Source organism: Christiangramia forsetii KT0803 (assembly GCF_000060345.1).
Taxonomy (GTDB): Bacteria; Bacteroidota; Bacteroidia; order Flavobacteriales; family Flavobacteriaceae; genus Christiangramia; species Christiangramia forsetii.
This window is the reverse complement of the sequence record NC_008571.1, coordinates 338332-361915: the sequence shown is the minus strand read 5'-3', so window position 1 is coordinate 361915 and position 23584 is coordinate 338332. Positions and strand designations below refer to the sequence as shown.

The 23584-nt window shown below is 37.1% G+C and carries 19 protein-coding genes; 10 read left to right on the top strand and 9 right to left on the bottom strand.

The features are described 5' to 3' along the window. The first annotated feature begins 48 nt into the window (after positions 1-48). The 5 genes from GFO_RS01500 (at position 49) to GFO_RS01480 (ending at position 6911) form a co-directional block, all read left to right on the top strand. The gene (locus GFO_RS01500; RefSeq protein ID WP_041250199.1) at positions 49-984 is read left to right on the top strand and encodes a threonine ammonia-lyase; all 936 of its coding nucleotides are present in this window, start codon (positions 49-51) and stop codon (positions 982-984) included. A gap of 89 nt (positions 985-1073) precedes the next feature. Then, on the top strand, positions 1074-4382 hold the full coding sequence (locus GFO_RS01495; protein ID WP_011708232.1) for an amidohydrolase family protein: 3309 nt from the start codon (positions 1074-1076) through the stop codon (positions 4380-4382). 28 nt (positions 4383-4410) lie between these two features. Continuing rightward, on the top strand, positions 4411-6216 hold the full coding sequence (locus GFO_RS01490) for an SLC13 family permease (RefSeq protein WP_011708231.1): 1806 nt from the start codon (positions 4411-4413) through the stop codon (positions 6214-6216). A gap of 2 nt (positions 6217-6218) precedes the next feature. Further along, a complete protein-coding gene (locus GFO_RS01485) occupies positions 6219-6551 on the top strand; it encodes a DUF202 domain-containing protein (protein ID WP_011708230.1) in 333 nt (110 codons plus the stop codon). Between the two features lie 6 nt (positions 6552-6557). Next, on the top strand, positions 6558-6911 hold the full coding sequence (locus GFO_RS01480) for a DUF6122 family protein (protein ID WP_011708229.1): 354 nt from the start codon (positions 6558-6560) through the stop codon (positions 6909-6911). On the opposite strand, the gene GFO_RS01475 is transcribed toward GFO_RS01480, so the two are convergent. Beyond that, on the bottom strand, positions 6908-7861 hold the full coding sequence (locus GFO_RS01475) for a DUF302 domain-containing protein (RefSeq protein WP_011708228.1): 954 nt from the start codon (positions 7859-7861) through the stop codon (positions 6908-6910). The genes GFO_RS01480 and GFO_RS01475 overlap by 4 nt on opposite strands. 178 nt (positions 7862-8039) lie before the next feature. Here GFO_RS01475 and GFO_RS01470 point away from each other — a divergent pair, with 178 nt between their 5' ends. Next, the gene (locus tag GFO_RS01470; protein WP_011708227.1) at positions 8040-8654 is read left to right on the top strand and encodes a deoxynucleoside kinase; all 615 of its coding nucleotides are present in this window, start codon (positions 8040-8042) and stop codon (positions 8652-8654) included. 12 nt (positions 8655-8666) lie between these two features. Next, a complete protein-coding gene (locus GFO_RS01465) occupies positions 8667-9335 on the top strand; it encodes a sterol desaturase family protein (protein ID WP_041249968.1) in 669 nt (222 codons plus the stop codon). 76 nt (positions 9336-9411) lie between these two features. Here GFO_RS01465 and GFO_RS01460 read toward each other — a convergent pair whose 3' ends face one another. The 8 genes from GFO_RS01460 to GFO_RS01425 form a co-directional block, all read right to left on the bottom strand. Further along, complete coding sequence (locus GFO_RS01460) at positions 9412-10449, bottom strand: App1 family protein (RefSeq protein WP_011708225.1); 1038 nt, start codon at positions 10447-10449, stop codon at positions 9412-9414. An 82-nt stretch (positions 10450-10531) separates the two neighbouring features. Continuing rightward, positions 10532-12940 (bottom strand): DNA ligase D, encoded by a 2409-nt coding sequence (ligD, locus tag GFO_RS01455; protein ID WP_011708224.1) that lies wholly within the window; start codon positions 12938-12940, stop codon positions 10532-10534. Positions 12941-12943: 3 nt separating this feature from the next. Beyond that, positions 12944-13720 carry a non-homologous end joining protein Ku gene (ku, locus tag GFO_RS01450; protein ID WP_011708223.1) on the bottom strand — a complete coding sequence of 259 codons (777 nt, stop codon included), beginning with the start codon at positions 13718-13720 and terminating at the stop codon, positions 12944-12946. Then, a complete protein-coding gene (locus GFO_RS01445) occupies positions 13720-13968 on the bottom strand; it encodes a DUF7218 family protein (protein ID WP_011708222.1) in 249 nt (82 codons plus the stop codon). Before GFO_RS01445 ends, ku begins: the two co-directional genes overlap by 1 nt. Positions 13969-14155: 187 nt before the next feature. After that, on the bottom strand, positions 14156-16555 hold the full coding sequence (locus GFO_RS01440) for a sodium-translocating pyrophosphatase (protein ID WP_011708221.1): 2400 nt from the start codon (positions 16553-16555) through the stop codon (positions 14156-14158). A gap of 131 nt (positions 16556-16686) precedes the next feature. Next, the gene (locus GFO_RS01435) at positions 16687-17199 is read right to left on the bottom strand and encodes an inorganic diphosphatase (protein WP_011708220.1); all 513 of its coding nucleotides are present in this window, start codon (positions 17197-17199) and stop codon (positions 16687-16689) included. A gap of 68 nt (positions 17200-17267) precedes the next feature. After that, entirely contained in the window at positions 17268-19760 is a 2493-nt protein-coding gene (locus tag GFO_RS01430; protein ID WP_041250197.1) for a DUF5686 and carboxypeptidase-like regulatory domain-containing protein, read from the bottom strand. Positions 19761-19819: 59 nt separating this feature from the next. Continuing rightward, positions 19820-20797, bottom strand: coding sequence for a pyruvate dehydrogenase complex E1 component subunit beta (locus tag GFO_RS01425; protein ID WP_011708218.1), 978 nt, complete (start codon positions 20795-20797; stop codon positions 19820-19822). A gap of 308 nt (positions 20798-21105) precedes the next feature. Between GFO_RS01425 and GFO_RS01420 the strand changes: the two genes are divergently transcribed. The 3 genes from GFO_RS01420 (at position 21106) to GFO_RS01410 (ending at position 23583) form a co-directional block, all read left to right on the top strand. Continuing rightward, positions 21106-21852 carry an electron transfer flavoprotein subunit beta/FixA family protein gene (locus GFO_RS01420; RefSeq protein WP_011708217.1) on the top strand — a complete coding sequence of 249 codons (747 nt, stop codon included), beginning with the start codon at positions 21106-21108 and terminating at the stop codon, positions 21850-21852. Positions 21853-21902: 50 nt separating this feature from the next. Continuing rightward, positions 21903-22871 carry an electron transfer flavoprotein subunit alpha/FixB family protein gene (locus GFO_RS01415; RefSeq protein ID WP_011708216.1) on the top strand — a complete coding sequence of 323 codons (969 nt, stop codon included), beginning with the start codon at positions 21903-21905 and terminating at the stop codon, positions 22869-22871. Positions 22872-22956: 85 nt separating this feature from the next. After that, positions 22957-23583, top strand: coding sequence for a bifunctional nuclease family protein (locus GFO_RS01410; RefSeq protein WP_011708215.1), 627 nt, complete (start codon positions 22957-22959; stop codon positions 23581-23583). Position 23584 lies beyond the last annotated feature (1 nt).

Genomic DNA, 23584 nt, shown 5'->3' with positions numbered 1-23584 from the left:
TTATTGGACAGCTTTTTTATTTTTAACTGAAACCTTTAAATTTTGGAAATAAAAAAATCTGATTTAGAATCTGTTTTAAAAAAGATTCAACCACACATTCATCGAACCCCAGTTTTAAGCTCAAGTCTCATTAATGAAATGGTTAGTACCAGTCTTTGGTTTAAGTGCGAGAATTTTCAGAAAATGGGCGCCTTTAAAATGCGGGGTGCCACCAACGCAATTTTAAATCTTTCCGAAGAAAAAAAAGCAAAGGGAGTGGTTACCCATTCTTCCGGAAATTTCGCCCAGGCACTTTCCCTTGCCGCAAAAAGTCTTGATGTCCCGGCTTATATCGTCATGCCAGATTCGGCCTCAGAGGTTAAAAAATCGGCTGTTAGAACTTACGAAGGAAAAATTACCGAATGCCCTTCTACCCTGCAAGATCGGGAAGCTACAGCAAATAAAATTCAAAAAGAGACAGGAGCTACGTTTGTGCATCCATCCAATGATCTGGATGTTATTTTAGGCCAGGGGACTGCAGCTATAGAGTTGCTTCAGGATTATCCTGATCTGGATTATATAATATGTCCCGTTGGAGGTGGCGGACTTATAGCCGGAACTGCCCTCACTGTTAAGCATTTTGGAAATAATTGTAAATGCATAGGAGCTGAACCTATCGAAGTAGATGATGCGTGGCGATCTCTACAAAGTGGTAAGATAGAAACAAATGAAACCGCAAATACCATCGCTGACGGATTAAAAACTCAGTTAGGAGATAAAAACTTCCCTATTATTCTGGAGAATGTAGATGAAATTATTAGAGTTTCTGAAGAAGAAATTAAAGCGGCACTAAAACTTATATGGGAACGAATGAAAATTGTGGTGGAACCTTCCAGTGCAGTTCCGCTTGCCGCAATAATAAAAGAGAAGCATCGATTTCAAAATAAAAGAATCGGGATTATAATTTCAGGAGGAAATGTAGATCTCAGCAAACTTCCATTTTAAAACTTCAGGAGTAGTTTTTAAATTTATAATCGGCGGTCTTTCATCACATAGAAAGATGCTGTATATTTAAATACTATAAACTACTCAACATGTACAAATATCTCCCGGCCACATTACTGGCCGTAATAATTTCAATTTTCAATCCGCTCTATTCTCAAAAGGAAGAAGAAAAAAAGGAAAAGGATACATGGGACGTTGCCAATCCTTATCCGGAAGACTGGAATTTTAAGACGATGACGCTTAATGCTTCCGAGGGAACATGGATGAATCTGGACGTAAGTCCTGATGGAAAAACCATTGTTTTTGATCTTTTAGGAGATATCTATAAAATGCCTATTAGCGGAGGAAAAGCTAGCATTTTAAGAACAGGAATCCCTTACGAAGTACAGCCAAGATTTAGCCCCGATGGCTCAAAAATATCTTTTACCAGTGATGCCGGGGGTGGTGATAATATCTGGATCATGGATGTTAATGGCAAGAATGCCAAACAGATCACTGAAGAAAAATTTAGATTGTTGAATAATGCTGTTTGGACACCTGATGGAAATTCAGTTATTGCCAGAAAGCATTTTACTTCAGGCAGATCCCTGGGAGCCGGGGAAATGTGGCAATATCATATCGCAGCAAAAGAAGGACTCCAACTTACTGAACGTAAAAATGATCAGCAGGATGTGAATGAGCCGAGCATTACCTCAGATGGCAAATATCTTTTTTATAGCGAGGACATGTATCCCGGTGGGAATTTTCAGTATAACAAAGATCCTAATAAGCAGATCTATGTAATTAAGAGATATAATTTTGAAACCGGTGAAACTATTACGGTCACCGGCGGACCCGGTGGCGCAGCACGTCCTGAAGTTTCTCCTGACGGAAAAAAACTTGCATTTGTAAAACGTATCAGGACCAAATCTGTTTTATTTATTCATGATCTTGAAACAGGTGAAGAATGGCCGGTTTTTGATAACCTAAGTAAAGATCAGCAGGAAGCCTGGGCAATTTTTGGCGTTTACCCTAATTTTAGCTGGATACCGAATAGCGAGGAACTGGTTTTTTGGGCGAATGGAAAGATCAATAAAGTAAATATTGATAATTATGAAGTTTCTGAAATTCCATTTCAGGTAAATAATAAAATTAAGATCGCTGAAACTTTACAAACCGATCATGAAGTATTTTCAGAAAAATTTAATCCAAAAGTAATTCGTCACGCTGTTACTTCTCCAAACGGGAAAACCCTGGTTTTCAACGCTGTTGGTTTTCTGTGGAAAAAATCACTGCCAAATGGCAAACCTCAACGAATTACAAATTCTGAAGACTTTGAATTTGAACCGAGTTTTTCGCCCGATGGAAATCATATTATTTATGTAACCTGGGACGACCAGAATCTTGGAACCATAAAAAGAGTTTCTTTATCTGGGAGTGCTTCAAAAACAATAACTTCAGAAAAAGGAATTTATAGAAATCCTTCTTATTCCAATGACGGGAAAATGATTGTTTTTTCGAAAGAATCCGGTAACAGTGACCTGGGACAAACTTTTACCAAAGAACCGGGAATTTACACGATGAATGCTTCCGGAGATAATGTAAAGAAACTGGTTAAAGAAGGAATTTTCCCAATTTTCAATGTAGATGATTCTCGTATTTTCTTCCAAACAGGCGGCTATTTCTTCGGAAATATTACCAAAAGTCTTAAGAGTGTTGACCTGAATGGTAAAGACGAACGAACGCATATTAATTCAAAATATGCTAACAGAATTCTGCCAAGTCCCGATAATAAATGGATTCTTTTCAGCAATTTACATAAAGCATATGTAGCTCCTTTTGCCATGACCGGTCAGGCTATAGATCTCACTCCAGATTCAAAAACTTTGCCTGTAACTCCTATTACCAAGGATGCAGGAGTCAATTTGCACTGGTCTACTAATAGTGAAAAAATTCACTGGACACTTGGTGACGAATATTTTACGAACGATGTTGAAAAGCGATTTACATTTTTAAAAAATTCTCCAGATTCTATCGCTCCAGTTACTGAAAAAGGGATTAAAGTTAATCTTGAGGTTAAGACAGATGTCCCTGATGGTATGATCGCGTTTACCAATGCACGAATTATAACTATGGATGGTGATAAAGTGATCGAAAACGGAAGTATTCTAATAAAAGGAAATAAAATTGAGGCTATAGGAGAAAATGATGAAGTGAACATTCCGTCTTCTGCAAAAACTTATGATGTTCAGGGAAAAACGATCATGCCGGGAATTGTAGATGCCCATGCCCATATTGGAGCTTTTAGATACGGGCTTACTCCTAAAAAACACTGGCCTTCTTATGCGAACCTTGCATTTGGTGTGACCACCGCGCACGATCCTTCCGCTTTAAGTGAAACGGTCTTCGGAATTGCAGAATTGATTAAAAGTGGTGATATGATCGGACCAAGATTATATTCAACAGGAATTATTCTTTACGGAGCTGACGGAGATTTTAAAGCCGAAATTAATAGCATTGACGATGCACGTTCTGCACTACGAAGAACGAAAGCTTTTGGTGCTACTTCTGTAAAAAGTTATAATCAGCCCAGACGTGAACAAAGACAACAGGTTCTTCTAGCAGCGAAAGAACTTAATATGAATGTAGTTCCCGAAGGCGGATCTACTTTTTTTCATAATATGAATATGATCGTTGATGGTCATACCGGGATTGAACATAATATTCCTATTGCCCCGGTTTATAAAGATGTTCTAAGCTTATGGGGAGCATCGAATACGGGCTACACCCCTACCCTAATTGTTAATTATGGCGGAATAAACGGAGAGTATCTTTTTTATGATAAAACCAATGTTTGGGAGAACGAACGCCTCTTAACTTTTACTCCCAGAGAACTGGTAGATTCAAGATCCAGACATAGAACTAAATTACCGGAAGAAGAATATGAAAACGGACCTGTACTGGTTTCGAAAACAGCTAAAGCACTTTCAGATGAAGGTGTAAAAGTAAATCTGGGAGCACATGGACAGTTACAGGGTTTAGGCGCTCACTGGGAATTATGGTTATTGCAGATGGGTGGGATGACCAATATGGAAGCTTTACAGGCTGCAACTATCAACGGAGCTCAATATATAGGAATGGATAAGGAGATTGGTTCACTCGAGAAAGGGAAGCTGGCAGATCTTATTATTCTTGAAAAAAACCCGTTGGAGGACATTAGAAATTCGGAATCTGTAATATACACCATGGTAAACGGACGGTTATTTGACGCTGAAACCATGAACCAGGTAGGAAATGAAGCCGAAGAAAGAACCAATTTTTACTGGGAAAACAACAAATATAATTCAGCTTTTCAATGGCATGAAGGCACACAAAGTTTTACCAGACCTAATTGCGTTTGCCATGGCACCGGAAATTAATATATAACATGATGTAATACCAAACGGTATGGAATTGTATCTAACAGTCGCGATAATTATCATAGGGATCATTCTCTTTGTGCGCGATTATTTCTCGATAGATACCACTTCTATTATCATCATGGCGTTATTTATTGTTTCCGGGGTATTGAGTCCTGAAGAAGGTTTTTCGGGATTTAATCATCCTGCAACGATCACGCTTGGCTGTATGTTCGTAGTAAGTGCCGCGATATTTAAATCTGGACTAATTGATGGTCTAAGTGCCAAGCTTATAAAAATTGCAAAAATAAATTACTTTTTCGCACTCGTCTCTTTGAGTGTTACTTCCGCGGTACTTTCAGCATTTATAAATGATTCGGCAGTTGTGGCCATTTTGATCCCGGTAGCATTGCTGGTATGCCGGGAAGCCAATATTAGCCCGGCAAGACTTCTAATTCCAATATCTTTTGCAGCGTTATTTGGCGGAACCTGCACCTTAATTGGTACTTCTACCAATATCCTGGTAAGCAGTTATGCTGAAAAATTAGGGTCGGAAGCCTTTGGAATGTTTGAATTTTCTCTTGCAGCCCTTTGTTTACTTGCAATAGGAATGACCTATATCTTCGTTCTTGGGCCTATTTTATTACCGAAAAGGGACTTACCGGAAGATGCAGGCTTAAAAAAACAAGCCGAAAAATACATGGCTGAAATTGAGCTTAGTGCTGAAAATGATGATGTAGATCAGCCGATTTCACAATCTACTCTCGTAAATGACTTTAAAGTTCAGATTTTAAGGATTAAAAGAAAACATTATCGAGTCTATGAAATAAACGGGGAGACAGTACTGAGGGAAAATGACCTTATAAGAATACTGGTAGATCCCGTAAACCTTGCAAAACTTAAGCTAAAAAAAGGATTAAAGCTTATTGGGGATAAAGAGAATGTACGTGATATAAAACCAAATGATAAGCTAGCAACAAAAAATACTAATCCAAACGAAGAAAAAAAGATTTATGAGATCATGATTCCTTATGGATCTGAACTTGCGGGAAGATCTATCAAGCAACTTAATTTCAGAAGTACCTATTACGCCTCTGTTTTAGCCATTAGACATCGTAAAGAAACTATTACCGAAGATGTTTCCCATGTGGTATTAAGAGAAGGAGATATGATGCTATTATTCGCCTCAGAAAAAGCAATCTCTTTACTTACTTCAGAAAAACTTATTATAACTCTTTCAGAATATCAGGGCAAAAGTGTTGATTACAAAAAAGCTATCCCCGCACTTCTTATAGTTATTGGTGTTGTTAGTGCCGCGGCATTCAATGTCACCTCTATCTTAATAAGTGCCATGGTTGGAAGCCTTCTATTGGTAACTCTTACAATATTAAAACCTCAGGAAGCCTATGAAGCTATAGAATGGAAAGTGATTTTTATGATGGCGGGAGTATTATCCATGGGGAAGGCTTTGGAAAAAACCGGGGGTTCAGATATTATTTCTCAATATGTCTTTGAATCTTTAGGAACCATGGATCCCAGATGGACGCTTAGCCTTATTTTCCTGTTTACATTTTTATCTACCAACGTACTATCAAGTAAAGCTGCCGCTGCGTTGATGACACCTATTGTAATAAGTCTCGCTGCGGCAATGCAGGTTAGCGAAAAACCATTTTTAATTGGTGTAATGTTCGCCTGTTCCCTCACTTTTATGACGCCGGTAAGTTACCCTGTGAATACTATGGTTTATGCTCCCGGAAATTATCGTTTCAGCGATTTTTTAAAGTTCGGAACACCCCTTAACTTTATCATCTGGATTGCAGCATCATTTGTAATCCCATTATTTTTTCCTTTTTAATTATGAGAAAAGTAAAACTTCACAATCCGTTTAAAGCCAGAATTATTAATGAGAAACTCCTTCGAGAACACCTTGCGCTGGAACGAACAAAACTTGCCAATGAACGCACGCTTCTCTCTTATATAAGAGCTTCTATCTATTTACTTATTAGCGGGCTTGCATTACTTCAAATAAAAGAATACCAGGAAATAAGTCTTATGTGGGTTGGATATTTGTCATTATTTATCTGCATCCTCTTTCTCTTAGTTGGTATTTCAAGGTATATTGCACTCGAAAGAAAACTCAATAAATTACTTCGGGATGAAAGTTCTGATAATTCTTCCAATGCGAAATAGGAACAAGTGGCGCAACAAATAGTTCATTACTCTCTTCATTTTCTGGTAATTGGTATTATCGCTTATTTCTATGACCGGAAAAACTGGCTAAAATACTGGCTTATTCTTGCGGCCACCATGTTTGTTGATCTTGATCATCTTTTAGCCGATCCTGTTTTTGATCCTGAACGTTGCGGAATTGGTTTTCACCCGCTGCATTCCGAACTTGCAATTACTGCATACGTCTTAGGAATGATCTTTATAAAACAAAAAATAATCCGATTGATCTCTATCGGATTATTCTTTCATATGTTCACAGATTTTATTGATTGCATATGGACTTATGCCAGATGTGCAACCTGTCTAAAAGATATCTTCTAATTGGCTATTGCCGTATTAGACAAATTATCCAGAGCATTCGAAATAGTTTCAAGAATTTCGTCTGGCCCATCTATATCATGTCTTTCTGCGATAAAATAAGGATCGTTATAAGATACAAAGACTTCTCCTTCATCGTTTTCCCACACCAACATTTTTTGAGGAAGATCCAGACCAATACTCTGGTTTTGTTTCATTAACGGAGTTCCCAAATTAGGATTCCCGAAAATGATAATTTTAGTAGGGTTCAATTCCAGTCCTACACTCGCAGCATTTTCCTGGTGATCTAGTTCTGCAACAATAGAAATATTTTCGTTAGAACTTAAAGCATTTTTCAGACTACTATATGTTGCCTCAAAGTTTTTGGAACTCTTTTTTGTAATGATTCCGGCACCTTCAGCAACTGTTTGATCGCTGGAAAATTTTATATCAGATTTTGTGGCATCTGAGACTAAATTTTTAAGAGCAGCTGATATTTTATCTAAAGTAGGTACTCCTTCCAAACCATGTCTGGATTCAAGGTAACTCACACTGTTATAAAGCGCGATATTGTCCTTATTTTCATCTCTGTAGAATAACACTTTTTGTGGAAGATCCAGACCTGCCAGTTGATTCCTTTGCATAAGCGGGGTTCCTAAATTTGGATTTCCGAAGAAAATGATCTTTGTATAATCTAGGTTCTCTCCAATAGAATTTGCATTTTTAGAATGGTCTACTTCTGCAATAATTCCAATTGCATCGTTCTTTTTCAAATTTTGTTTAAGCTGATTGTATGCTCCCGGAGCAGCTACTTTACTTCCTGTATACGCCGTACCAACAGGAAAATCTGTTGATTTGATTGCCATATTATTTTGAGATTTAGCGTCTGCAGTAGTTAAAGATTCTGATGATTCATTTTGAGAGCAGGATGTAAATCCAATAATAAGCCCAAGTATAACTAATGTATTTTTCATAATAATTTATTTTTTTTGAAATTAATTTATAAAATACTGAACTTCAATAAATTAATATTATTTAACGCGACATTGTTAAGCATCGTGAAAAAATATCCTGAGTCTGGTTTCTATTCCCAAGTATTTAATTCAATTATTTTATATTTACACTCCTTAATTCAGCCTAAGAAATCAAATTATGCATGTAGCCATCGCAGGAAATATTGGTGCAGGAAAGACCACTTTAACCAGATTACTCGCAAAACATTACAAATGGGAACCACAGTTTGAAGATGTATTGGAAAACCCCTATCTGGAAGACTTTTACAACAAAATGGAACGTTGGTCGTTTAATCTACAAATCTATTTTTTAAATAGTAGGTTCAGGCAGATTTTGCAAATAAGAGAAAGTGGAAAGAAGATAATTCAGGATAGAACGATCTATGAAGACGCCTATATTTTTGCACCTAACCTTCATGCCATGGGCTTGATGACGAACAGGGATTTTGAAAATTATAAATCTTTGTTTGATCTTATGGAAAGTGTGGTACAGGGGCCTGATCTGCTTATTTATCTAAGAAGCAGTATCCCAAATCTGGTAGCACAAATTCATAGCCGAGGTCGTGAATATGAAAATTCTATTTCCATAGATTATCTTAGCAGGCTGAATGAGCGCTATGAAGCATGGGTACATGATTATAGCAAGGGAAATCTTGTAATTATTGACGTAGATAATATTAACTTTGTAGACAATCCCGAAGATCTCGGGGACATTATTAACCGTATTGATGGAGAATTACACGGACTTTTCTAAAATGAAATGAATATGGAATCGACAAAATTAAAAAGACCTAAACATAAGGGTTCACCGAAGCTTTTCAACAACCCTATACTTGAGAAATTAACTCATACCCATATATCACTTCCGCTGATTATTTTTGGAGTGATCTCTGTAGCACTGGTATATTACGGAATTTTCGATAGAGGATTTGAAGCTCCTGCAATGATAGGACTTTTTCTTGCGGGTTTATTTTTCTTCACCTTTATCGAATATGTGATGCACAGATATTTATATCATATCCCTGCAACCACACCAAAGAAGCAAAAATTATCATACACCATGCATGGTGTGCATCATGACTACCCAAAGGATAAATCCAGGCTAGCAATGCCTCCAATACTAAGCCTCGTGATCGCAACGGTCTTATTTATTATTTACCGTGCAGTTCTCGGTGACTATGTATTCGGTTTTTTAGCTGGATTCCTAATTGGTTATGCTGCGTATCTTGCTGTGCATTATTCGGTACATGCTTTTAAGGTGCCCAATAACTTTTTGAAAATACTTTGGCATCACCACAGTATTCATCATTACAGAGAATCAGACAGGGCTTTTGGAGTATCTTCTCCTCTATGGGATCAGATCTTTAGAACGATGCCCAGGAAAGCACCAAACAGCCAGCGTGCTGCTGTTGGAACTAGTATAGATCCAAGCTAGAACAGACTTTAGACTTTAATAAAATATGATATATTGCTAAGCTGATTAATTTCAGTTTAGCGATTTTTTTTACATGCTATTGAATAAACCCATTCTCCCTGGCATGTTCTTCAGCTTCGTTAGAATTTTCTGCAAGCAAAACAGGTACTGTATCAAAATTATCTATCAAACTCCGTACACGCTCCATTTGTTTTTTATGTTTCACACTACGAAGATAAATAGCCATGATCCTGTCTGAATATTGTGCCGCTATATCTGTATAAATACTTGCATCATGCTCCCCGCTATCCCCAATCAAGATAAATTTCATATCGGGATAGGTCTTAAGGATATTGGTGATTTCTTTCTGCTTATGAGGCTTTTCGGGCTTTAAAGTTCTATCAAAAGGAGTTACAAAATCCCTCAAAAGAATAGGACCCTTTGGAAACCCATTATGATCCAGAAACAATTTTAAATATTCATATAAATTCCACGGACTATTACTTAAATAAAAAATTGGATTTTTTGACTCTCCGGTTATTCCTTTATGTAGTTTCTTATATAAATCTGGTGCTCCTTTGAAAGGAATTCTTGCATAGGCATTGGTAAGTAGTGAATTTTTCAAAAGGCGCAGCTTTAAAAATGAAGTTACCCCTGTTTGTAGAATCGTATCGTCAATATCACTGATCACACCATATTCAGCATCAACATTAGGCACCAAAAATTCTCCTACGGCGGGATCATCTATTATTTCTGTTTTTGGATCAAGCTCATTTTTAAAATAAACCTCATATTCCAACCAGCCTTCTTTTGTAGCATGTTCAGCAAGGTTTTCTTCTATGGTTTTATCAAACAAAAAATATCCTTCATCATCGGTAGTTCCGGGTAGATTAACTTTATCCCGAAGAATCAGCTGCATCTTTGCATCAGGAATCTCAAAACTGTCAAATTGCTTCCAGGTATTTTTAATTGTTTTCCAAATAGACTGGTCTTTTACAATATGTAAAGGTTCATTATCCAGAACCCGACCTTTTACATATAAATGAGAGTAAGTACCATAACTTCTATAAGGCAATACATAAACCTGATCCAGGTTTTTATATCTACCCAGTACTTTCTTAAACCGTTTGCGCATTAAGATTAGTAGTTTTTTTCAATTTAGGTTATATTCTTAAAAGCCTCATAGATACAGGGAAGTTTTATAAATTTTTTAATATTTATAATTTATTAAGGCGCTCCAAAGCTTTTTCCATATCTACTTTGTCATGCAACACGGCCTGAAATAGATCTCCCTTTTCTTTCAACCTTGCAAGCATATTTTTAATATTGAAATCGGTAATTTTCAGACCTTTTTTCAGTTCTTCCCATTCCAATGGTGCTGATACCGGAGCACCCTCTTTTGGTCTTACGCAATAAGCCGAAGCAAGGGTTTGACCCCGACGATTTTGCAGATAATCTAGATAGATCTTATCCTTTCTGTTTTTCACAGCCCGATCCATACTAGTTAGACCCGATGTTTTCTCCTGAATAAAATAACAGAGCAATTTTGTAAAATCTCTCGCTTCATCATAAGAATATTCAGCATTAATAGGCAGGTATATATGCAGGCCACTAGAACCTGAAGTTTTTAAATAAGCATTAATTTTAGCTGAAGCAAGTATTTCCCTGGCGATCAATGCAACTTCGATCACCTCGTCGAAACTGTTCTTATCTGAAGGATCCAGATCTATTACTGTATAATCTGGTCTATCTAAATGGTCTATTCTTGAATTCCAGGGATTAATCTCAATACAGCCCAGATTTGCCATATATAATAAGGTGGCCTCGTCCTGACAAAGAAGATATTCTATATCTCTGTTTGTAGATTTAGAATAAATTCTGGTGGTCTCAACCCAATCCTCGATCAAACCTTCATTGTCTTTCTGATAAAATCCTTTTTTATGGATTCCGTTAGGATGCCTGTGTAAATTTTGAGGTCGATCTCTTAAATATGGTAGAATATATTCTGAAACCTGAAGATAGTAATCAATTAGATCATATTTTCGAAGTCCGGATTCAGGCCAGTAAATTTTATCAAGATTAGTAAATTTAACCTCTTTTCCGTCTATCTCTAAGCTATTTGAAGAAGATTTTCTTTCCTGCTTTGGTTCCTTTGGCAACGATTTATTATTAAGATCTCCAGATGATTTATCTTCCCTTAAACCTTTAAATACCGGGTGACGCATTCTTCCCGCTTTTGTCCATTCAGAAAAAGTAACTTCACAAACTAATTCTGGTCTCACCCAGTTTGCTTTTCTACCTTTTAAGTTTGGTTTTTTTTCAAAAGGATTAGTATCTATCTCTCGCTCTTCCATTTTTCTCAGCAATTCCGCCTGAGTCTTATTCGAAAAACCTGTTCCGCAATTTCCTATATAAGAAAGTGTTCCATCCTTTATAATTCCAAGAATTAATGATCCAAAAAGAGCTCCTTCAGAATCTGTATATCCACATATAAGGGTTTCAAGACTTTCTTCCGCCTTTACTTTTAACCACTGCTCGGTCCTGTATCCCGGAGAATAGGTTGAATCTGCTTTTTTCGCTATCACACCCTCCATTCCGGTGCTGATAGCTTTTTGATAGAATGCAGTTCCCATGCCTTCGATATGGTCACAAAAAATAGCTAATTGAGTTTCTTCCAGAATCTCCGGAATAAAACTTTTACGTTCCAGCAATTTTAAATTCAAGGTGCTATGCCCATTTAGATAAAGCATATCAAAAACATAAAATTTTAAAGCGCCCTCAGTTTTAGTATCATAGTTCTGTAATTTTTCAAAGCTCGGCAGACCGTCTTCATCTACCACCACTACTTCACCATCCAGTATTGCTTCATGTGAGATTGTTTTCAGATCTTTTACTAATTCCGGAAACTTAGAATTGTAAGATATTCCATTTCTGGAATGAAGATTCACCTTGCCATCATTGACATGTGCGATAAGCCTGTAGCCATCCCATTTTAATTCGTAGATCCAGTCTGGATCATTAAATATTTCTTTGGTGCTCGTTGCGAGCATGGGCTTCACCGGATCTTTAAAATTGAGTTCTATCAGTTTGCCCGGCTTTGGATCTGATCTCTCGATTAGGTCTTCAGCATCATAATTAAGATCTGTGGAGTAATTATCTGATTTTTTTATAAGCAGCCATTGATTTCTTTCCTCCCCGCGATTTGTTCTAACCAGAGCAAATTCTCCTTTCAGTTTTTTACCGGAAAATCTAATTTTTAAATTTCCAGACGAAAGTTGTTCTAAAAGATCCATTGAACTGGCAGACTCAAAAATACCAGAATCCCAGATCTTCATCTCACCGGCACCATAATTACCTTTTGGAATAGTTCCGTGGAATTCTAAATATTTTATAGGGTGATCTTCTGTATGTATAGCTAGCCTCTTATCTCTTGGATTCATCGAAGGACCCTTGGGAACCGCCCAGCTCTTTAAGACTCCATCTATCTCCAAACGTAGATCATAATGCAATCTACTTGCCTGATGCCGCTGTACTACAAAACGCTGCTTGTTCGCTTTGGAAATTTTAGCCTCTGGTTCTGGAGTATTTCTAAAATCTCTTTTCCTGATGTAATCCCCAAGACTCATGTATTACGAAGCTTTACCTTTTTTCTTTTTGTCCAGACTTGCTTTTAATTGAGCCATAAGGTCTTTAGCAGGAGTAGGCTTACTATCAAAGTCTTCAATCTTTGCCTTCTTTCCTGTAGCTTTGGAATCAATGATCTTCATTAACTGATCATTATAAACATCCTTATACTTTTTGAAATCAAAATCGGTAGTATATTGCTCGATCAGAGAAATTGCCATTTCTACTTCCTTTTTCTTAATCGTAGCTTTAGACATTTTTAATTCCTTAGGATCTCTTATCTCGTCTACAAAACGAATCACATGCAAGACCAGGACTTTCTTATAAACCCCAATAAGACTGAGATGTTCTTTTTGACGCATTACAAAGGTAGCAACTCCCAGCTTACCTGTCTCACTAAGTGCATCCCGAAGTAAATTATAAGATTTACCACCTTCCTTTTGAGGTTCTAAAAAATAAGGTTTTTTAAAAAGGACATCTGCAACTTCACTCTCATCTATAAATTCTTCGATATCGATGGTTTTACTTTTTTTCATATTGGCCTTCTCGAAGTCTTCTTTTTCCAATATTACATAAGCATCATCTTTCTTGAAGCCTTTAACGATATCTTTCCATTCTACTTCTTTTCCAGTATCTTCATTAACTCTTTTGTACCTAATACGCCCATGATCTTTCTTGTCGAGCATATCGAGATCTAATTTCCGGTCTTCTGAACCTGAATAAAGCTTTACCGGTATCGAAACCAGTCCGAAACTTATAGAACCATTCCAGATCGATCTCATTAGTGATTTCTTAATGCGTTGATCAAATCTTCCTTAGACATATCACTTCTACCTTCTATTCCAACTTCTTTTGCTTTTTTATATAATTCTTCTTTGGTTCGCTCTTCATATTTTTCAGCCTTACCTCCCTTTTCTCCTGAATCTGGAGTATTCGCAATTCTAGCAGCTTTTTCTTTGCTCATCCCATCCTTGCGTAGTTCTTCATATTGCTCGTCATTCTTAATACTTGGTCCATGATCTTTAGCCATAATCTTTATTTTTAGTTTTCTTAAAGCTACGATATGGGTTAATTATTAGGAATTTAAAGAGGCAGATTAACCAGAGTTTAACGCTGAATTTTGAAATATTTAAAGATTCAACATTCACTTTTAAGTATGTATAGCATAAAAAAACCTCCGCTGACTGGCGGAGGCTTTGTATATTCTATCAGGTTTCTTATTTGATATCCTCTACTTTTTTTCTTACTTCAGATTCTGTTCCCTCAAACTCAAAAGTCTCGATAACTTCTTCTCCGTTTTTATTTTTCGTTACTACAACATAAGCGGTAACATAATCATTTTCGGTAGTCTTCTCCATCTTAACTTCCTTCGAAATAATGTTGTTATCATTTTCAGAATTATAGACAGCTGCTGTTTCCTCCTGATTAGGAATATCAGTTTCAGTATGACCTCCTAAGATTGGAGCAATTACCAAACCTATTAAACAGGTAAGCTTAATAAGAATATTCATCGATGGCCCCGAAGTATCCTTAAAAGGATCTCCAACCGTGTCCCCGGTTACCGCTGCTTTGTGTGCATCAGATCCTTTATAGGTCATCTCCCCGTTGATCAACACCCCGGCTTCAAAAGATTTTTTAGCGTTATCCCAGGCACCCCCGGCATTATTTTGAAATATCGCCCATAATACACCGCTCACCGTTACTCCAGCCATATAACCGCCAAGCATTTCAGCAATAGCTAAATTATTCATCCCGAAGATCATCGGTATAAAGGCGATTGCCAATGGAAAACCGATGGTTAATAAACCTGGTAGCATCATTTCTCTTAAAGAAGCTTCCGTTGAAATAGCGACACACTTATCATATTGTGGTTTTCCCGTACCTTCCATAATTCCCGGAATCTCTTTAAATTGTCTTCGTACTTCCTGAACCATTTCCATCGCAGCTTTTCCAACCGCATTCATTGCCAGGGCAGAAAAAACTACCGGAATCATTCCTCCCACAAATAACATAGCTAATACTGGAGCTTTAAAGATATTAATCCCTTCTATTCCCGTAAAGGTTACATAGGCTGCAAATAATGCTAAGGAAGTTAGAGCAGCAGAAGCAATTGCAAAACCTTTTCCTGTTGCCGCCGTTGTATTCCCTACAGAATCTAAAATATCTGTTCTTTCTCTTACAAGGGGTTCTTGCTCACTCATTTCAGCAATACCACCGGCATTGTCAGATATTGGACCAAAAGCATCTATTGCTAATTGCATAGCAGTGGTCGCCATCATGGCAGAAGCGGCTAATGCAACTCCATAAAATCCTGCAAAAGCATAAGAAGCCCAGATAGCACTTGCAAATAATAAAATTGAAGGAAAAGTAGAGATCATCCCCGTTGCTAAACCTGCAATAATATTAGTACCCGCACCAGTACTGGATTGTTGTACGATCTTAAGAATTGGTTTTTTACCAAGTCCTGTATAATATTCTGTTACTGATGAAATAGCTCCACCAACAACAAGTCCGATGATAGTTGCACCAAATACACGCATTGAAGAAATTTCTTTTAAGCCTTCGCCAAAAAATTCCATTTGCATAGTTGCCGGAAGCATCCATTTCACCAAAATATAACATATTATTGCTACCAGGGCTATAGATACCCAGTTTCCAATATTCAAAGCACGCATTACTTGAGATTCTTTAGCATCATTACTGCTAATTTTCACTAGCATGGTACCTATCATTGAAATAATAATTCCTGCTCCGGCAATAGCCATTGGCAATAATACCGGTCCAATACCTCCAAAACCTTCAGAAATGATTTCACCACCCATATCTTTAATAATATAGTTCCCTAGAACCATCGCGGCCAAAACCGTTGCTACATAACTACCAAAAAGATCGGCTCCCATTCCTGCAACATCACCAACATTATCTCCCACATTATCTGCAATCGTTGCAGGGTTACGAGGATCATCTTCAGGAATCCCTGCTTCTACTTTACCTACAAGGTCGGCTCCAACATCGGCAGCTTTAGTGTAAATTCCTCCACCCACACGGGCGAAGAGTGCAATAGATTCAGCTCCCAAGGAAAAACCTGCAAGGGTTTCCAACACCACGGTCATTTGTTCTGTATTGGTCCATTCTCCTCCCATAAAATAATTGAAGAAAAGAATAAAAAAACCTGTAAGCCCTAATACAGCCAAACCGGCAACACCAAGTCCCATAACGGTTCCTCCTCCAAAAGACACGCTTAATGCTTTTGGCAGACTGGTTCTTGCGGCCTGAGTAGTTCTTACATTAGTTTGAGTGGCGATCTTCATCCCCATATTTCCCGCCAGTGCAGAGAAGAAGGCTCCAAAGATAAAGGCTATAATAATTAAGTAATGGGTAGTTGGAACAAAGTAAGCGATGGCAGCCAATGCAATACTGGCACCAATCACAAAAAGAGTCAATAATTTATATTCTGCTTTTAAGAAGGCAAGGGCGCCTTCATAGATGTGAGCTGAAATTTCTTTCATTTTCCCGTCACCGGAGTCCTGTTTCATCACCCAGGATCTTTTGACCCACATATAAATGAGTCCGATTATTGCCAGCACCGCAGGCATATAAATCATTATTGCTTCCATATTAGCTAGGTTAATTTGTTAATTATTTATTAATGCCCGCTAATGTAGTAAATTCAGCAACAATTAAAAAAGCAATAACTTTTTAAGGTTATTGCTTTCATATTATCAATATTTACGGTAAATATTTATGATTATATCCCGAAGCGTGATTTATCGCCTTCATAATTTTCAAAACGCTCCACACATTGTCTTATGATCTCGCGTGCTTCATTAGCATCTCCAAAATCACCGGTATCCACCTTCTTCTTCTCAAGATCTTTATAAACTTTAAAGAAGTGTTCAATCTCCTTGATCATATGCCCGTTAAGTTCTTTAAGATCATTTAGCCTGTTCCAGATAGGATCTGAAACCGGTACACAAATGATTTTCTCATCAGGACCTTTTTCATCAGCCATATGGAAAACACCAATTGGCTTTACTTCCATAACAATCCCTGGAAAGGTAGGTTCAGAAACCAATACAAGCACGTCAAGCGGATCTTCATCCAGTGCCAAAGTATTGGGAATAAACCCATAATCTGCAGGATACATCATCGAAGAGAAGATCATCCTGTCATAACGAACTTTTTTCAGTTCAAAATCATATTCGTATTTGTTTCTACTTCCCTTAGGGATCTCGATTAATACGTCAAAAGTATCAGACATTTTTATTTATTTTCTTCATTAAAATTAAGGGCTGCAAATATAGTTAATTCTGATCTTTAAATCATTAACTAAAAGTGAAATCCGAAATCAATTGTAAAAGCCATCGATCTGGCATCTGGATTATCAAAATAATTCCCTCTAAAATGCACATCAAAGCGCATTACTTTTAGAATGTTTCCTATACCCACACTATACTCATAGAATGGTTTAGAGTTTGGGGCAACCAGCGAAAGCCCGGAAGCATCTATCATTCTACTTTCATCTGAAATATCACCATACACCGCTCTAAACCCTATTAACTCTCTTAAATTTAACTCTCTTAAAAGGGGAATTCTAGAAAATAATCTTCCGTTAAAATTATGCTCAACATGAATAGCTGAATAACTATCGGTAACAAATTCGTAGAAATCCAGGGTTGGAAATGTATTATACAACGCAAAATAGGTTTGATTCCCAGGTACTACACTTAACAGTCCCAAAGGAACCGCTCCAAATGTTTTCCCTGCTTCCAGACTCACATTAGAACGCCCAATACCACCGATTAGCAATGGCTGATTGTAGAAAAATTGTAGTTTTTTATATTCAAAATCACTTTTAAAAACATCTTTTATTCCAAGACTGTAATTTAGGAACAGGGTTGGAAAATCTTCATCATTTACTACACTTCTCTCTACTCCGTATCCTGAAACTTTTCTTCCCGGTGTCCATGTGAAAACCGTGGAAATTTCAGTTTGATTTATTTCAGAATCAATAATTGTTCGTTCTTCATCTACATAATAATCAAGGCTGAATTCTGGAGATGCCGGCTTCAACACTCTATAATTAGCTCCTACCCTTACCTTAAAATTCTTTAGCGGCTCCAGTTCTATAGCGAAAACACTCAGGTTGATGGAACTTAATTTATCATTATCCCCCACATTCAACAGAGATGAAGAAGCCAGACTTCTACCCAGTACATCGGTAGAATTTGTAAGACTGGTTCCTAATTGTTCCACGTCCCTCCGGTTCCCTCCTGTTAAGATCAATCTGGATTTGGGATCTAAAAGAACTTTACCTGAAATTCCATATTTAAATTTATTGTCTTTAAAGCCATAGGCTCCATAGGCTTCTATTCGCCAAGGATCATTCTGACCAAAATAGGTACGTCCTCCAAACCTGGTTCGTACGCCTTCAACATCATTAAATCCAAAGGTTGAATACACCGGACCATAATCCCAGCCATCAAATTCCACGTACCCAGACTGGGCTATCGTGGCAATATCATATAGCCTATTGAATGCCTTTGTCTTGGTAAGGCTATCCAGCATTACATAAATACCTTTCTCGTCTTTATTTAACTCTTCCAGGCGATTTTCAGACCAGAACTCATCACTTCTATTATAGGCCTGGGATTGTGGATTATAAACTGGTTGTGAATAAAAGGAAGCTGGCTTCTCATTATTGAACTTATATTCATCATAGAGCAAAGTTCTTTTTGCGTAAATTCCCTGGGAAGTTTTCTTTTTATTGATGCCAAAATCGGCCATAAAAAAGTCTTTCGTAATAAGGAATACAGAATCACTTAAAACTTCAAAATCCTGTTCAATATAAACCTGTTTGATCCAGTTGATATTTACGTCTTTCGTGGTTTCAAGATTTATATTTTTTACGGCCCAGGTAGTATCGTTTACCCAGAAATCTCCTTTAAAAGTGAGTTCGTTTTCACGCCTGGGGTAATAAACAATATTATAACACCATTTATTATCTATATAAGCACTATCAGAAAGCACATAATTATAGGTATCTATTCCGGTAGTTGAAACAGGACTCACAAAACTCTTATCGAAAAATTTGATATAATTCTTATAGATATCATAGTCATCATAGATATCCTTTACAAAATCAATCAGGTTTCTATTCTGATTAAAGCCAGAATTCTTATTTCCCAGTAAGACTTCTTTTTCTTCATTTAGATCATTATCCCCGTAAACCTGATTTACCGATTCATTGATAAACATCGGCAGATAAGTTTTACCGGTCACCCTATTGGTATCTGTATAATCAAAAATAAATTCCATCCCGTTAAAAATCCGACTTTCAATAAGAGTGCTATCAACAGTATTAATATCGAATTCAAGCTTTTCATATTCTTTATAAGAATACTGTTTAAAGGCATTTACACCATTTGAACGGCGATTTGCCCACACCTTTTTTAAAATATCAATGGCGGGATTGTTCTTTTTAGAAGTCTTCCCTCTATAGATAACCACCTCATCAAGACTGGATGCCTCCTGCTCCAAGGTTATTTCCATATTTAGATTTACGGAAGCTTTTAAAGGAATTTTTTTTGTTTTATAACCTACGAATGAAATTACCAATGTATCATAATTGCCATCAGATTGCAGGTAAAACTCACCAGATTCATTCGTGGTAGCCCCTTCTGAAGAATTGGCAAACACAACATTTGCGAAAGGAACAGTTTGCCCGGTATCATCATTTAGTATTCCGCCAACCTTAGTTTGTGCGTAATTAATACTGAAACTGAAAAAAATTATTAAAAGTAAATAGGATTGTTTGCTCATTTTTGGATAAAAAAAAACTTCATCAGAAAGATGAAGTTTCAAAGATAAGTTGATTAGGTTTACTTATACATCACCTTTTTCACAGCTTTAACAACATCTTCACTATTTGGTAGCCATTCCTTAAGAAGAACCGGTGAATATGGTGCAGGTGTATCTGCGGTATTTATTTTTACGATAGGTGCATCAAGGTAATCGAATGCCTTAGACTGAACCTGATACGTAATTTCTGTAGAAATATTACCAAAAGGCCATGATTCCTCAAGAATTACCAATCTGTTTGTTTTTTTAACAGACTCCAGGATAGCATCGTGATCTAAAGGACGAACAGTTCTAAGATCTATGATCTCGCACGAGATATCTTCTTCCGCAAGTTGTTCTGCCGCTTTATAAGCTTCCTTGATGATCTTTCCGAAAGATACGATGGTTACATCACTTCCTTCTCTTTTAATATCGGCTTTCCCAATTTCAATTATATATTCATCTTCCGGCACTTCACCTTTATCTCCATACATCTGTTCACTCTCCATAAAAATAACCGGATCGTCATCACGAATGGCCGCTTTCAGAAGTCCTTTAGCGTCATAAGGATTTGAAGGAACAATTACTTTAAGTCCCGGAGTATTTGCGAACCAGCTTTCAAAAGCCTGAGAGTGCGTTGCACCTAACTGACCGGCTGAACCTGTAGGCCCGCGAAATACAATTGGAATATTAAATTGCCCGCCGCTCATTTGTCTCATTTTAGCAGCGTTATTTATAATCTGATCAATTCCAACAAGAGAGAAATTGAAGGTCATGAATTCAATAATAGGTCTGTTTCCATTCATTGCAGAACCAACCCCAATTCCGGAAAACCCAAGTTCTGAAATAGGAGTATCTATAACTCTTTCAGGACCAAATTCATCTAACATTCCTTTTGAAGCCTTATAAGCTCCATTATATTCAGCAACTTCTTCTCCCATTAAATAGATGCTGTCGTCCAGACGCATTTCCTCGCTCATCGCTTCTTGAACGGCTTCCCTAAATTGAATTGTCCTCATTATATAATATCTTATTTTTTATTCCTGCACAGCAAAAATAGTAATTCAATAAGGTAAATACCATAATTGGCGATTAAAATTTTTCCAACTTCAGCATTCATAAAAGGCTTACAGCAACTTTACAGGTAAATCTTAATATTTTATAGTTTAGAATGAATAATTCCCAGATAAACCGATCAAATACTAAAAATCACTTAAAATTAACTCTTTACTTTAAGCTAATTTTATTATGCATGCATAGCTTTTTTTGATTTAAAATACTTACCTTCGTCAACGAAAACGTTTTATTAAAAAAAAGAACCTTATATATGAAAATCTTAGTATGTATTAGTCACGTGCCTGACACTACATCGAAAATCAATTTCACTGAAGGAGACACTAAATTTGACACAAATGGTGTTCAATTCGTAATTAACCCTAATGATGAATTTGGTCTTACTAGAGCGATGTGGTTTAAAGAAAAACAAGGCGCGAGCGTAGATGTGATAAATGTTGGTGGTGCCGAAACAGAACCTACTCTTAGAAAAGCTCTTGCTATTGGTGCAGACAGCGCAATTAGAGTAAACACTCCGGCAAACGATGGCTACCAGGTTGCTAAAGAACTTGCCAAAGTGGTAACAGACGGTGGATACGATCTTGTAATTGCAGGAAGGGAATCTATTGATTATAATGGAGGAATGGTACCTGGAATGTTAGCGCAACTAATTAAAGCGAATTTCGTAAATAACTGCATAAGCCTGGAAATTGATGGTGAAAAAGCCAAAGCGATCCGTGAGATCGATGGCGGTAAGGAGACTCTTACGGCTTCCCTTCCACTAGTAATTGGCGGTCAAAAAGGCTTGGTTGAAGAGAGTGATCTTCGTATCCCTAACATGAGAGGAATTATGCAAGCACGTAAAAAACCATTGAATGTGGTTGAACCTGCTGATACTTCTCTAAAGACCGAGGCTGTAAAATTTGAAAAGCCAGCTCCTAAAGGGGATGTTAAACTGATTGATCCTGAAAATCTTGATGAATTGATTGACCTTCTTCATAATGAAGCGAAGGCGATCTAATTAAATTCCAACGGATCAAAAAGAATTTCAAAATTTAAAATCAGAAGAAAATGTCAGTTTTAGTATATATAGAATCAGAACAAGGAAAATTCAAGAAAGCTTCCTACGAAGTTGCTTCTTATGCCAAAGGGGTTGCTGAAAAAATGGGAACATCTGTAACTGCAGTTGTTTTTAATGCAGAAGATGTTTCAGAATTAGGAAATTACGGAGTTGATAAAGTCCTTAATATAAATAGTGATAAATTAAAGAATTTCAACGCTGAAGCCTACTCAGATGCCGTTAAACAGGCTGCTGAAAAAGAAGGAAGTAAAGTAGTTGTTCTAAGTCAAAGCGCAAACAGTAAATATCTTGCACCTTTATTGGCCGTACAACTTGAAGCAGGCTACGCATCTAATGTAGTTGGCCTTCCGGAAAGCACAGATCCATTTACAGTAAAAAGGACTGCTTTCACAAACAAAGCTTTCAGTTTTACTAAAATCACTACCGATGTAAAAGTGATTGGATTGTCTAAAAATGCTTACGGACTTAAAGAAGCTCAGGGTGATGCGGCAACAGAAGATTTCAGTCCTAATCTTTCTGAAGAAGACTTTTCAGTAAATGTAGAATCTGTAGATAAAGCTACAGATAAAGTAACGATTGCAGATGCGGAAGTTGTCGTATCTGGTGGTCGTGGCCTTAAAGGCCCTGAAAATTGGGGAATGGTAGAAGAAATGGCAGAAATTCTTGGAGCTGCTACTGCATGTTCCAAGCCAGTGAGTGATATGGGATGGAGACCACATAGCGAACACGTGGGACAAACAGGAAAACCTGTTGCTTCCAACCTGTATATTGCTATTGGTATTTCAGGAGCTATACAGCATCTTGCGGGAATTAATGCTGCAAAAACTAAAGTGGTGATCAACAATGATCCAGAAGCACCTTTCTTCAAAGCTGCAGATTATGGAATTGTTGGTGATGCCTTCGAAGTAGTACCGAAGTTAAATGAAAAATTGAAGGAATTTAAAGAGAAAAACGCATAATTTTCATAAATTGCGAGCCATAAAGGGGCTGTCTAAATATGGTAAATGTCCTTATTTTAGACAGCCTTTTTAATTTTACTGAAGTATGAGTTTAGTGCGATTGAATATTAAGGGAATATCTTATAGTCAAACACAAAACGGAGCTTACGCATTGATTCTCAACGAAGTTGGGGGCGAACGAAAGTTACCAATTGTGATAGGAGCATTTGAGGCACAATCAATTGCAATTGCTCTGGAAAAAGAAATAAAACCTCCAAGACCTCTTACACATGATCTTTTCAAAAACTTTTCTGATAGGTTTGAGATCGTGGTCAAGCAGGTTATTATCCATAAATTGGTTGACGGAGTTTTTTATTCAAGCCTTATCTGCGAGAGAGATGGGATCGAAGAGATTATCGATGCCAGAACCAGCGATGCTATTGCATTAGCTCTTAGATTTGATGCCCCAATATTCACTTATAAGAATATTCTTGATAAAGCCGGTATATACTTAAAAGCCGAAGAAAAGCAGCGAGAACAAGAGGAAAAAGTAGAAGAAGAAATTATTGAAGAAGAACTTCTTAAAGAGGAAATAGAGTTAAAGTCTGATGATACTTCAGATTATAAAAAAATGTCTCTGGAAGAATTAAAAGAATTACTTTCTCAAGCTGTAAGTCAGGAAAATTATGAAAAAGCGGCCCGAATCCGGGACGAAATTTCCAAAAGAAAATAAC